The 11,965-nt window shown below is 29.9% G+C and carries 25 protein-coding genes; all 25 read right to left on the bottom strand.

Translation table 11 applies throughout. The features are described 5' to 3' along the window. Positions 1-60 precede the first annotated feature (60 nt). Entirely contained in the window at positions 61-318 is a 258-nt protein-coding gene (locus ACOYLT_RS07540; protein WP_422853254.1) for a hypothetical protein, read from the bottom strand. 165 nt (positions 319-483) lie between these two features. After that, positions 484-714 carry a hypothetical protein gene (locus ACOYLT_RS07535; protein WP_422853253.1) on the bottom strand — a complete coding sequence of 77 codons (231 nt, stop codon included), beginning with the start codon at positions 712-714 and terminating at the stop codon, positions 484-486. 90 nt (positions 715-804) lie between these two features. Further along, positions 805-1,143 (bottom strand): hypothetical protein, encoded by a 339-nt coding sequence (locus ACOYLT_RS07530; RefSeq protein WP_422853252.1) that lies wholly within the window; start codon positions 1,141-1,143, stop codon positions 805-807. A gap of 2 nt (positions 1,144-1,145) precedes the next feature. Further along, positions 1,146-1,541 (bottom strand): hypothetical protein, encoded by a 396-nt coding sequence (locus tag ACOYLT_RS07525; protein WP_422853251.1) that lies wholly within the window; start codon positions 1,539-1,541, stop codon positions 1,146-1,148. 2 nt (positions 1,542-1,543) lie between these two features. Continuing rightward, entirely contained in the window at positions 1,544-2,509 is a 966-nt protein-coding gene (locus ACOYLT_RS07520; protein ID WP_422853250.1) for a hypothetical protein, read from the bottom strand. A gap of 1 nt (position 2,510) precedes the next feature. Further along, the gene (locus ACOYLT_RS07515; RefSeq protein WP_422853249.1) at positions 2,511-3,062 is read right to left on the bottom strand and encodes a DUF6291 domain-containing protein; all 552 of its coding nucleotides are present in this window, start codon (positions 3,060-3,062) and stop codon (positions 2,511-2,513) included. 2 nt (positions 3,063-3,064) lie between these two features. Then, positions 3,065-3,367: a putative quorum-sensing-regulated virulence factor gene (locus ACOYLT_RS07510; RefSeq protein WP_422853248.1), complete on the bottom strand. Its 303-nt coding sequence runs from the start codon at positions 3,365-3,367 to the stop codon at positions 3,065-3,067. 166 nt (positions 3,368-3,533) lie between these two features. Next, the gene (locus ACOYLT_RS07505; RefSeq protein ID WP_422853247.1) at positions 3,534-4,136 is read right to left on the bottom strand and encodes a DNA-methyltransferase; all 603 of its coding nucleotides are present in this window, start codon (positions 4,134-4,136) and stop codon (positions 3,534-3,536) included. A 217-nt stretch (positions 4,137-4,353) separates the two neighbouring features. Then, complete coding sequence (locus tag ACOYLT_RS07500; protein WP_422853246.1) at positions 4,354-4,776, bottom strand: helix-turn-helix domain-containing protein; 423 nt, start codon at positions 4,774-4,776, stop codon at positions 4,354-4,356. Continuing rightward, on the bottom strand, positions 4,776-5,243 hold the full coding sequence (locus tag ACOYLT_RS07495; protein ID WP_422853245.1) for a hypothetical protein: 468 nt from the start codon (positions 5,241-5,243) through the stop codon (positions 4,776-4,778). Before ACOYLT_RS07495 ends, ACOYLT_RS07500 begins: the two co-directional genes overlap by 1 nt. Then, a complete protein-coding gene (locus ACOYLT_RS07490; RefSeq protein WP_422853244.1) occupies positions 5,243-5,944 on the bottom strand; it encodes a ParB N-terminal domain-containing protein in 702 nt (233 codons plus the stop codon). Before ACOYLT_RS07490 ends, ACOYLT_RS07495 begins: the two co-directional genes overlap by 1 nt. Further along, positions 5,944-6,495: an ERF family protein gene (locus tag ACOYLT_RS07485; RefSeq protein WP_422853243.1), complete on the bottom strand. Its 552-nt coding sequence runs from the start codon at positions 6,493-6,495 to the stop codon at positions 5,944-5,946. Before ACOYLT_RS07485 ends, ACOYLT_RS07490 begins: the two co-directional genes overlap by 1 nt. Further along, positions 6,495-6,734 carry a hypothetical protein gene (locus tag ACOYLT_RS07480; protein ID WP_422853242.1) on the bottom strand — a complete coding sequence of 80 codons (240 nt, stop codon included), beginning with the start codon at positions 6,732-6,734 and terminating at the stop codon, positions 6,495-6,497. Before ACOYLT_RS07480 ends, ACOYLT_RS07485 begins: the two co-directional genes overlap by 1 nt. Beyond that, positions 6,731-6,961 carry a hypothetical protein gene (locus ACOYLT_RS07475; RefSeq protein WP_422853241.1) on the bottom strand — a complete coding sequence of 77 codons (231 nt, stop codon included), beginning with the start codon at positions 6,959-6,961 and terminating at the stop codon, positions 6,731-6,733. The genes ACOYLT_RS07480 and ACOYLT_RS07475 overlap by 4 nt, the downstream gene beginning before the upstream one ends. Next, entirely contained in the window at positions 6,958-7,179 is a 222-nt protein-coding gene (locus ACOYLT_RS07470; RefSeq protein ID WP_422853240.1) for a hypothetical protein, read from the bottom strand. The genes ACOYLT_RS07475 and ACOYLT_RS07470 overlap by 4 nt, the downstream gene beginning before the upstream one ends. Positions 7,180-7,401: 222 nt before the next feature. After that, positions 7,402-7,656, bottom strand: a complete 255-nt coding sequence (locus ACOYLT_RS07465) for a hypothetical protein (protein ID WP_422853239.1) — start codon at positions 7,654-7,656, stop codon at positions 7,402-7,404. A gap of 5 nt (positions 7,657-7,661) precedes the next feature. Further along, entirely contained in the window at positions 7,662-7,880 is a 219-nt protein-coding gene (locus tag ACOYLT_RS07460; RefSeq protein WP_422853238.1) for a hypothetical protein, read from the bottom strand. Between the two features lie 100 nt (positions 7,881-7,980). After that, a complete protein-coding gene (locus ACOYLT_RS07455) occupies positions 7,981-8,256 on the bottom strand; it encodes a hypothetical protein (RefSeq protein ID WP_422853237.1) in 276 nt (91 codons plus the stop codon). Positions 8,257-8,533: 277 nt separating this feature from the next. Then, the gene (locus ACOYLT_RS07450) at positions 8,534-8,839 is read right to left on the bottom strand and encodes a hypothetical protein (RefSeq protein ID WP_422853236.1); all 306 of its coding nucleotides are present in this window, start codon (positions 8,837-8,839) and stop codon (positions 8,534-8,536) included. Next, positions 8,839-9,900, bottom strand: coding sequence for a hypothetical protein (locus tag ACOYLT_RS07445; RefSeq protein WP_422853235.1), 1,062 nt, complete (start codon positions 9,898-9,900; stop codon positions 8,839-8,841). The genes ACOYLT_RS07450 and ACOYLT_RS07445 overlap by 1 nt, the downstream gene beginning before the upstream one ends. After that, positions 9,900-10,082, bottom strand: a complete 183-nt coding sequence (locus ACOYLT_RS07440; protein ID WP_422853234.1) for a hypothetical protein — start codon at positions 10,080-10,082, stop codon at positions 9,900-9,902. The genes ACOYLT_RS07445 and ACOYLT_RS07440 overlap by 1 nt, the downstream gene beginning before the upstream one ends. Positions 10,083-10,104: 22 nt before the next feature. Then, a complete protein-coding gene (locus ACOYLT_RS07435; RefSeq protein WP_422853233.1) occupies positions 10,105-10,308 on the bottom strand; it encodes a hypothetical protein in 204 nt (67 codons plus the stop codon). A gap of 621 nt (positions 10,309-10,929) precedes the next feature. Next, entirely contained in the window at positions 10,930-11,262 is a 333-nt protein-coding gene (locus tag ACOYLT_RS07430; protein ID WP_422853232.1) for a hypothetical protein, read from the bottom strand. Continuing rightward, complete coding sequence (locus ACOYLT_RS07425; RefSeq protein WP_422853231.1) at positions 11,262-11,675, bottom strand: D-Ala-D-Ala carboxypeptidase family metallohydrolase; 414 nt, start codon at positions 11,673-11,675, stop codon at positions 11,262-11,264. The genes ACOYLT_RS07430 and ACOYLT_RS07425 overlap by 1 nt, the downstream gene beginning before the upstream one ends. Positions 11,676-11,683: 8 nt before the next feature. Then, complete coding sequence (locus tag ACOYLT_RS07420) at positions 11,684-11,878, bottom strand: hypothetical protein (protein WP_422853230.1); 195 nt, start codon at positions 11,876-11,878, stop codon at positions 11,684-11,686. Between the last annotated feature and the right edge of the window lie 87 nt (positions 11,879-11,965).

Raw genomic sequence — 11,965 nt, 5'->3', positions numbered from 1 at the left:
AAAATGGCTTTCCGACACACAAGCCAACGCACAAAAGCCACTTCGCCAAGCCCGAAAACGTTATAGGTAAGTTTCAGAAAGCACAAAATCGACTTTCATTTTTATCCAACCAATAGCGTATCTATCAGTTCTACCATTATCAAAAGTAAAATGAAATAGTGGTGTGTCGTGTCCACCCTTTTCACCTTTGTCTTCGTAAGACACTACTTTTGCACCTCTGTTATGGTCTCCATAATCACAGTAGGAGTCACTCCAATTTACTTTGTCTAATTTACCACCTAATCTAAGGTATTGTTCTAATGTTATTTCTTGTTTCATTTTACTTTTGTTTAAGAAAACCTACCTATAACAGCACATAGGCAATATGGCGGGGTTCTCGCTTAATATTAAGTTCTCGTTTTCAAATCAAGTTCAGTGCTTACAGATAGTTTTGTGTTTCAAAATCCGCCACATCGCCTATCTGCAAAACGTTAGTGGCAAGTGCTACGACAGGTCATCTATTTCAGCTTTCCAGTCCATACAATCTCTTTCCCTAACATTTGATGACATCCAATCGGCTACATCGGGGTATTTGTGCATTTCAATTTCATCGCCATTTTCAGCAGCTTTTAATAGTTGCTCATAAATTTCTTTTGGCATTTTTACTCCTCCGTAACCAACTCTATAAGTTACTGTTAGGGAAAGAGATTTTACTGTTTTTGTTCCTTTTGACATTTTCGTTTAATTTACCGTACCGATACGTTAGGTGCAATACTAAATTATATTTATTAATTATTAATATTATATTTTTTATTTGTTTAAATATCAGTTAATTAAAATTTTTATATAATCTAAAAAAGGGGTTAGCAATATCTTTTTATTTTCCTGATGGGCAATAAATGTTAACCCACCGCAATCAGTTATCATTGTTAAATGTTCAATTTGTCCCTTGCTTAATTTATCACCCAACTTTTTAACTTCGCACTCCACATGCAATCCTTGTTTAGTAATTCCAATTATATCAGCTACTCCACGTTTACCGATAAACGCTCTACCTTTAACCGCTAAGTTATTATTTCGCCACACGTTATACCCTAATCGCTTTAAATCATAAATTGCAATTGCAGTTATTTCACTGGCAGTATATTCTTTTATTTTTTCCATAATTAAAATTCAATTTGTTTTTTTAAAATTGTGTTTTCTTTTTCAAGTTCCTTAATTTTCTCCATGAATTTAAACTGATTCCGTTCTAATTCTGCAACCTTAGTGCGATAAATTATGGATTCAAAATAATACTTGCCATATTGTTGTTGAATTTCGTAAAGTGTTTTTAAGTGGTTCTCAGCGGTTATTTTTCTTTCGCCTATACTTTGTATTACTTTTGTTTCAAAATCACTTATAAAGCTATTTATTTGCCATAAAAAAGCATAGTTCGGTTCTTGTTGCGTTTCTATGTTTGTAAATTCGCAATATTTATACATTAAATCTTGCAACTTTTTGTATTTTTCTGTTTGCAATTTATTCAACTGCTCATGTTCTTGTCTTAATTTATTTAAATCCATAACTAAAATGGTGCATCATAATTAATTGCTGATTGAATTGCAGCACTTGGTTTTGTTGGTGCTTTGTAGCTTTCTTTATATGGACTTTCAATATAGTAAATTTGCCCATCAATTGTTTCTGAATAGCATTTTCTTATCCAATCATAATCAAGTTTACATATTCCAGTTTTACCAACTATGCGAGGTTTTACCTTTTGAATAATTACATCAACTTCATTCCCTAATTGCACATCACCATTCAATTCAATGTAATCTCTATTTATACAAATCATGTTATATGCCTTTTGTAACCATGCAGCACCTCCATCAATCTCGTATGGTGTTGGTGCTTTTGGTAGTTCACCATTTTTTAAACCTATTGGATTTTTAGCATGGCAAATTAAAAAGCTATGTATGTTTTGAGTTAACGCTAATTTATTCCACTTTGGCAATTTACGTTTTAAATAATCCGATACATTGCTATAACTTTCATGTTCAATGTCATTCCAATTGTCAATGGTGCTTGTTGCAATCTTATAATCTTTTTTGCAATTTTTAACAAGTTTTATGTATTCATCAAAGTTTAGACCTTGTTCATCGGTATCTTCAGCAACAATAAAATGGTCTTGAACAAATGGCTGCACTCTAAAATATTCTTCTTCAGTAATATAATTATGGTATCGTTTGTCAAATGTTTTGCCAGTTAAACCATGTATAATTGCAGAATATATTTCAGCAGCAGATCCACTTTCAGGAGAATAAATTAAATGTTTTTTACCATAATTTAAACTTAAACTAATTAGCAATTGAAATAAAAATTCTGTTTTGCCCATTTTAGGATAACCATAAATAATTGTTGTTCCTGTTGGTTTAACAGTATAAAAATTATCTAAAGTTTTAAAGCCAGTACTTAAAAGTTCATCGGTGCTATTTTCTCTAAGTTTCAATACCTTTTCATTTATATCGAACAATCGTGTTATTACTGCCATGTTAATAAATGATTGTTTTATTCTTGGTGTCAATACCTTGTTCAAATTTTAACTTGCCTTGCAACTCATCACGCTTTGCCCAACTATTTATAGCAGATTTCCAATTAACATATTTATTACCTTCATTTGAATAAGCTAATGCTGCATTATAATAATAAGCTAACTTTGTATTATTCCATTCAGAAAATTCAGATTTAAAAATAGCCTTATCAAATATTTCAGTTTCTTGAAAAGGCAACTTAATTACTTTATTACTTATTTGTACTTTCTCTTTCTCTTTCTCTTGTACCGAACCCCCTATCGCACCCCCTTCCGAACCCCCTTGCATAGGTTCTAATTTTGATTTGGTTTTATCCTCATAACCTTTAACTTGACTATCTATTGAATGCTTTTGGCTTAAGTATGCAAACTTAGCCATGCCTTTTAAATTAGTTGGTTCAATTCCATTAAATTGTTTTTGAAGTATTGCCTTTATAAAGTCTATAAATTCACTATCTTTTAATTCCATTGATACTTCAAAATAGCTGCGATAAAAATTAAATCCTTTTCGCATAATTAAAATGGAACATCAATAAAATATAAATCACGAAACTCATTTAAAACTTTCATTTCAATACCACTTCCACCCCTATCAGGGTGGTATTTTACTGCCATCTTTCTGTACACATCATTAAAATTTTTGGCTAAAGGTATTGATTTTGGAAATAAATATAATCTTTCACAAATTTCATCTTTTAATTTCCCTGTTAATTCATCAGGAAGTTCAAATGATTCTAAAGCATAAGCAATGTAGTTTGTTGGCAATTCTTTAATTAAAGTGCCTTTAAATTTGCCAAATGGCATTGATTGATAATTCATTATTAATAATTAATTTAACGAAAAAACCCCCAATTAGGTCGAAGCTAAAAGGGGGTTTAATCTATATTTTCGATTGGAGGTGAAAATTCGATTTATGTTAGTTGGCTTCGACCTCAACTAATTGTACTGAAAATATAAACTTTTATTTTAAATTACAAATTATTTTTTAAATTGTCCATAATGTAGGCTGCTGCTTTTCCATTTTTGATTTTTGGAATCCAAATTCTTTTATATCTTTATTTATTTGTTTTTCTTCCTGCAACCATTGATTAGCTTTAGTATAAAATTCTTTTTTTATTTCAAATCCATAACCTTTTCGATTCAATCTTTCTGCTGCTACTAAAGTACTTCCACTGCCTGCACATGGGTCAATTACTACATCGCCTTTATCTGTAAATATAGTTATTAAAGTCTTTAATAATTCAACTGGTTTTTGTGTTGGATGTATTTTTTCACTTTCACCATCTCGAGGCCAATCAATACAATTAAATATCATTTTACCATTATTTCTAAATTTAGGCAATCTATCTCTGTAAAGAACTAATCCATATTCACAATTACCAACTACTTTCATATTGGCTTTTAATACTTGCGCTGAAAAGTTTTTACGAAACACCAAGTTTATATAATTATTTAATCCGTATCTTTTAGCAAGTTCAATTAAATACATTTGTTGGTCAAAGGCGCAAAATATAATCATACATGGTGCTTCGCTTTTTTGTCGTGATTCACCTTCTATTTTTTCTTTTTTTGGCTCACTTCTTAACATCGTGCTACAAAAGTGCATAAACTCAGCAGGTCTAAAATCCTCATCTGTATCAAAAAAACTTTTGCCAGCTAATGCACTTTCGCCATTTGCATTATCACCGTCTTTATACCATGCAGGATTTTAAGCATAAGCATTGTTTCCTAAGTTATATGGAATATCAGCTATTATTAATTGCGCTTTTGGTATTCCATAACTTTTATAATTCTGAAAATGGTCTCTATATATCATATTTCGTGTAATTATTGCGGTCTTGCTTTTCTCGTTTACGTTTATTGGTTTTCAATTCTAACTGCTCAATTGCACTTTTAACAGTCGTATAGTATCTATCTCTATCCTTTAAAAATAATATATCGTTAATTATGTATATTGAATTTAAAATAGTTGTATGGTCATAATTAGTGCCCAATAAACTGCCAACATAACTCAATGAATAACTGGTGTATTTATATGCCAAGTACTGAAATAGCTGCCTTGCTTTGGCTATTTTCCTGACCCGGGTTTTATCATGTAGTTGATTAATGGTTATACCAGTGTTTTCAATAACTATCTTTTTAATTTCATCAACTACCAATTCATCATTTAATAGTTTTTTTGACTTCAATTGCACATCTGCCTTGTAAAAATTTATTGCTGCTTCCATTATTTAAATGTTACTTTTAATGTGGTTGTACTTGATTTAATACATGGATAAATTACGTTTAACTCACCACTTTCGGTATCAATTATTTCGATTTTTTCTTTAATTGATTTTAAGAAAGTTTCACGCTCTTTTAATTTTTCCTTTATACTTTCTATCTCTCGGCTCAAATCGTTCCATTTAGCATCATTGCAAACGCTATAATCGTATTTTACACCTGCTTCTATAATTGAATACTCAGCACCTTTTATAATGGGGTTTTTTTCGTAGTGTTCAACTTCTACTATTGCACTTTCAATAAGTATCGGTTTAATTTTCTCAAATACTTTCTCCATTGCTTTTTGGAATCGTAGTAGATCTGTTGGTATTATTTCACCTTTTATTAACCCTTGCTCAAGTTGATGAGCAAAGGTTTCTATTTGTTGTTTTGTTTCGGGCAATTGCCTTACTGTTGTCATTGCAGTTTCCATTATTTTGCGCTTATTAATTTAATTTTTAAATCATCTTTTTTTTTGTATTTATTTAAAATATTTTCAAAATAAAATAAATAATCACTAACTGTTACTTGTTGAGGAATAGTTGGTATTTTTTTTAATAAAATATCTCTTTGCTTTGTATTTGTTTTTTTAAATAATTCTACAATTGAATATACAAATTTATGTGTTTTCCAATATGGCAATGTTAGTGATGCCTTAATTAAAAAATTAACTATCTCGTTAGCAAATGGATTTATTTGAAATTCATAACCGATTTTAACTTTATCACCAGGTACTTTTGTACCTGCAACAATAACAAGTGCATTGCTTGTTTGTAAACTTTTTATTTCACTTATTTCTTTTACTTTTTTGTAAAATGTAACATTATCATTTGCATAAAAATCAACATAATCTCTAAATTGCCATGATTGTTGTGCCTTATTTAAAATTACCATTAATTCATTCTTATCACCATATTCAATTTGATAAGTTATTTCCATGTTTAATTTTTTTAATGCTTCAAATCTTGCTTGTCCATCTATTATCTCCATCTTTGGTGATACTATAATTGGTCTTGAATCAATAAATCCAACTTGTTTAATTGATTTTTCTAATGCTAAAATTCTTGGTTTTGCAATAGCTCTATTTTTTTCTAAAAATATAAATTGTCCGTAATTTTTTGTTTTTTGTATCATTATTTTGCGTTTATTAATTTATCCATGTTTGCTTTTGAAATCTTAAAGGCTTGTTTTGCTTTTTCAATTATACCTTGTTCGCCTGCTTTAATGCGTTCTACCATTGCATCCACTTGCTTATCGCTTATCCAGGGCAGTTCATTATTGCTTTGTGGTTGTGGCTTACTTGCTGCATTGCCATCATCATCTTCGCTGCCTAAATTTGTCATAGATTGTAACCCATATCTACGAGCGTAAGTCAATCCACTGCCATGGCTTTGAGCATCATTCTGTTTACCACATATTATTTCTGTATACCCTGCAATCCATTCGCCTGATTCATGCAATAAAATAGTTTTAACATAAGGTTTCCCATCAATTGTAACTGTTGGCTGCATAGCACATATTCCATTTTCGTTTAGTGCAGGAATACATGCCTCACGCACTGAGTTTATATCAGCGTATTTTGACTTAAAGAATGGATTTGATGCTGATTTTTTAGCATCTGACATTGACATTTGTGCCTTAACTAAGGCTTGTGCAATTGCTTTTATTGATTCTGATTGGTACATTATATTTCTAAATTTAATTGTTCAATTATTCTAATTATTTTATTTTCTTCATTTAGCATTTTAGAATCAATTATTAAGATTCGCATTATTGCCTGTTGCAAGTTTCCGAATAAATCTTCGTGGCTGCTCCAGTGTTCAATGTTGCTAAGTGCTATTAATTTTTCTTCTTTCAAATCCTGAATAGATTTTAAACTTTCAGTTAGCTGCTCGTTTAGCTTATATATTTCTTCTAATCTCATTTGTTGTATGTTTCGTTGTAATATTGTTCTGAAGTTTCATAATGTTTTCTACTTTTTTGAGGTAGACCATAAATTGTACATTGCAAGTAACCTTCTTCATATGCATCAATTATCTGCTCCTTTTCCATTTCTTTGGCTTGTTCTATTTTTTCTTTCCAAAATGGATCTGTAAAATCTATTACAGTTAATTCATTTATTAACCATTCTACTGCGGTTTCTTTGCTCATAATTCAGTAAATGATAAACCCATGTTATACAATGCTTTTTTTACATCAATTCCATCTTGTAAATAATGTTCCATTGCACTGGCTAAAGTTGGAAATATTTTACCTTCAATTTTATTTGTAACTTGGATGTAATGATATTCATCACCATGCTTTTCAATCTTTTGGCGAATCAATCCAATTGACTCTGCTTGAATATCTCTATAAATTATTAGTTCCATAAATATGTTGCGTGAATTTTGTTTAATGTTTTGGTTAATTGTGAAATAAGTCTATTGGCTTGGTACACTTTGCAATAATTGTGTTGGTCAATTGCAAGGTTTCTAAGTCTACATAATTTGTGGTAGCGGTTTGTTAAGTGTTCTAATTTAGAAACTTTTGTTTTTTCGTTTTGTTTAATCTCGGTAAAGAGTGAATTAAACCATTTTGTAATCTCTATCATGTTAGTTGTGTTTGCTTAAATATTCCTCGTTAGGTGTGTAAATTTCGCTAATTTTAACATTGCTCGGAATGCCTAATGCTTTTTTGATTTGCACTTCATACGCAGGTGTAGTGAGATACTCAGCTTGTCTTGTGATAGCTGCCTTTAATGATGCCAATGCAATGTCAAAGTGCATAGCAATTTTAAAGGTTCTTTTTTCGTTTTCTTTCTTCAGCAGTTGTTCTGCTATGTAGGGTTTTAATCTGCTTTTTTCCATTGTGTTTATTTTGATAATTCTTTATATTCGTTTTCATTTAATTCAATACTTCTTACATATAATCCACATTGAGGGCAATTATTAATTCTTTGCCTTTCGTTTTTTATTAAAAAATGTGGCATAACTCTAATTTTTTGTGTGATATTACTTTCATCACTATAAGTGATCCAATAAATATTAGGCATTATATTTTTAAAACATTTACATAAATCTTTTGCTTTCATTTTGTTTTATTTAATTATTATAATTATTATTACTCTAATTAATTGCACCAGCGTATAAGCCAGTGCAATTGTGATTATTATTTTTGATGTGCGGTTCATGTTAGTTTTCGTTATTGTGATACGTTGTTAAAACTGCCTTGCTTGAATCATAAGTTAAAACTGAACAATCTTTAGTTAACCTATCATGCCAATTTAATTCTTCCTCTTGTTTAAGGTATTTATAAGCCTCTCTCATTGCTTTCTTACCTTCTCCTACTGAATCAAAGGTTAAAAAAAAACTATTAAACATACCCTCTTTTTTTGTACCATTGTTTAACTTACTTAGGAGTTTATAATTACCTCCTATTTGCCCTGTAATGTGAATCTTTGCTTTCATAATTGTTATTGCTTTATTGCCCTACAAATCTACAATATTTTTTGTAAATACAAAACTAATAATTTATAAAACTGCAATTATTTTTTAAGTGTTTGATTTTCAATGCACTTATTTTTAATTATTAAATAAAAAAACCCAAATAAGTTAATATTTAGGCTTGAATTATACTACTTGGTATTATACCAACTTCGCCATTACTTAATAATTTTTGTAGTTTTGGCGAGGTTTATTGCATATTGCAATATGCAATATTATGTTTTGTTGTCGCAAATATATCCTAAATTTGCGACTTACTTATTTCGTATTGATGAAGGAAATTACCTAACTTCTCAACTAATTTTTCATTTAACCAACTTTTAGAATCAGCAAAAAACAACAAGCAATGCATCAATTCATGGTAAAATGTTGCATCAATTATCTCGTGTTTGTAGTCAACCCAAACATTTTTGCGTTTAAATTTAGTTGCAATAATTATCTTATTTTCAAATGGTATGAACTTCCCATAGCATTTGTGTTTGTGGCAATATTTATTGTCAATAATTACCTCAATCGTTTGCCCTAAAATTTGAAAATTACTTATCATTAAAATATATGTGTTATTCGTGCAATTTGCCCATTGTCTTTGCAATGCAAAAACCCTTCAACTGCTTTCGGTGCATGTTGGTAGCCATTTCGGTGATGCCAACTATCAGTTCCACTCGGACTCCTTAAACTTTCAACTGTTATACCTATGTAATCCTTGCTTGTTTTATGATGAACGTGGTGAGTATATATGTACCTATGTTTTGTTTCACTCCATTCCTTACTAAATTCCTGCGCCATTAGCAAAGGTAAATCTTGTTGTTTTGCACCATCGCCATGTGTTGTTCCAATAAGGTTATTATAATACTGAAAACCTTTTCTATGTGCAATTGAGCAGTCAAATGTGATATTTTCACAATTCTTAAAATATGTTTCAATTACTTGCGCTAAAAAAAAGCCATTAGTGTAATCGTGGTTGGAAGGATTGAAGGTAAAATGAACATCAGCAACTCCGATTAATAGTTCTAAAACATCAACATATAATTGTTTTGCTATTAAAAAATTATCAAACCACATTCCATCTGTATCTTGTGAAGTTCCACTTGTTGTTGTCCTATTTGGATTGTCAATGTGTAAAATGTCGTTACCTCCAATAAATAATATTTTATCAATGTTAAATGAACTAACCTTTTGCAATATTCCTTTAACTCCTTCAAGTACCCTTTGAACCGCAACCTGGTTATTGTAAGTTTCGCCACTTTCGAATGCACTGCAAAGTTTACCTATGTGTATATCGGCAGGATCTAAAACCAATAAATAAGAGTCTTTATTTTCAATCCTTTCTAACTTAGGAAACTTAGGCGAATATTGTTTTAAATCTTCAATTAATTCTGCCTTAAAATCGGTTTGTTGTGCATGGTTTTCTGCGATAAAGTTTGGATTTTTTACAAATAAACTCGCAGTTTTATTTTTAACCCATAAGTGTTTAACTGTTGTATTATCAATATCTAAGCCATCGGTAATTTCTTTAACCCCATTGAATACCTTAGCTGCCTTTTCTGCCCTGAATAATTGTAGGATTTGCCACTCTTCTTCTGTTACTCGTGGGCGAAACTTTGACATTATTTCATTTTGAATAAATTCATAAGAAATTCAACATCTTTATCGGGCTTTGTGATGTCATCAATTTCGATAAAGTGTAATCTATCGTTAATTTGCTTTTTTGCATCCTCAACATTTTTAGCACGAACAATAGTGTACATTTTCCTTCCATTAAATTCGTAATATATTTTATAATCTTTCATACATTATCGGGTATAATTGGGTTTAATGAGTGGTATTTAATACAATATCGGGTATGTACGAATCAGCTAATTCTACTATATGATTATCAATTGTTGAATTGCTCCATGTTAATCCAATTAATAAGGATTTAAATGAGTTAAACAAGTCATCAATTCCAGCATCAAATGGAAGTTCAATCGTGTGTTTAATTGTGCCATTGCTCGCAGTTAATATTATCTTATCCATTGTTTAATAATTTATGAAAGTATTTTATTGATAAAAAGATTAAAAATATAATTGGTAAAATATACCAATAATCAGCACCCAGTTGTTTATACCATATTAATTTTGGATTAATGCAAGGTATTTTTTGAAATATTGTTTTAGTATAATATATCGTATCGCCTTTACATTTCCCTTGCAAATAAACAACACCATTGCGCTTTAAATATCGAATTTCAATTTTATTTTTAGTAACAAAAACCGAGTCAATGTTTTCGCTAAAAAATGTATCAACTTGAATAGAATCGACAATGATTGTATCATGTATTATAGTTTCAATTAGGAGTGTATCTTTAACGCAAAATTTCTTAATTGCGCTTTTTTGGGTATATAAGCACGATTGAAAGAGCATACATGACAATAATAAGTAAAATAAGTTTTTCATTTGCGTTTCTTTTTTAATTTATATAAAACTAATAATTTTAAATCATTGTTTTTTTTAAGTAACCATTCAATGTCAATTGAAATAATATTTTTCATTTTTTTTTGGTTTTAAGTCTTGGTGTTTCATTTTTTTTTAGTTCTTTAACTATATATTTTTGTTTTATAATTTCAACTAATCTCGCTCTCTCAATATCTACTTCATCAAGTTTTTTTTCCATAAAATAAGATAAATGTTATTTGATAAATAAAAAATCCTGCAATGCCTATCTCCCAACTTCCATAAAATCCAACCATGGTAAAAAATAATAAAATCATTACTAACTTACTAAAATGCCAAGCATCTAAAAACATTACTAAAAATTGATTTATAAACCACTTTGGTATTTTCGTGTGTTTATTTGCAAATACATATTTAGCACCATAATAAGCATTCTTTGACCACCAATAACCCCACCTATTGTATTTGTCATAATGGGCAATTCCATCCATTATACAATTACATATTGCTGCTAAAAAAGATAGTATTATAATCATTATTTTATTACTAAAATTTGTTTACGATTGCCAGTCTTTTTAAGTGAAATATGCAACCATGTATAATCGTATTCATTTATCAGTTGGTCGTATTCTAAGCCACTTGTTTTAATAAAATCAAATAGCTTTTTATTTTCTATTTTATTGCCACCACTAATATCAATACTATTGCCTAATACATGACCGCTTGTTAAACTTCCCTTAACCGCTTTATTTAAAACCACACACCTAAAGAATGAGTTTATTTTTATCGGCTTTTCATACCATTCTCTAATAGGTTCAAATAAGTTTTCTGCAACATACTTCATTGCTTCCAATTCAAGTTCATTAGGTACGTTCTTAATGCCCATTCTCAAGGCAGTTGCACTCTCGGTTGCTTCTTGTAAAGTTATGTGTTTACTTATATTTGTCATTTGTCAAGTTATGGATTTACTTTCGTGTTCAATTTAGTCATGTACCCACCCACTGCAATTAGTGCGCTTAAAATCAATTTTGGATATTCTTTTTGTATGTCGAATGATGTCCAATCAATAGTTATCCATGCAGTTGAAATCGCAACTATAAACCCCATTATAGTGCTTAGTTTTGATTGCCAATTTTCTTTAATTTTTTTCATGCCAATTTTTTATAATTCTAATAATTGATAAAACCGAAAATATAAACGCTGCTAACCCTGCAATAACTTGTACTAATGGAAGTATAG

Origin of the sequence: Flavobacterium sp. (genome assembly GCF_049318185.1) — a bacterium.
Lineage (GTDB): Bacteria > Bacteroidota > Bacteroidia > Flavobacteriales > Flavobacteriaceae > Flavobacterium.
Note: the sequence above shows the minus strand (reverse complement) of the source record. Positions and strands in the feature narration are given on the sequence as shown.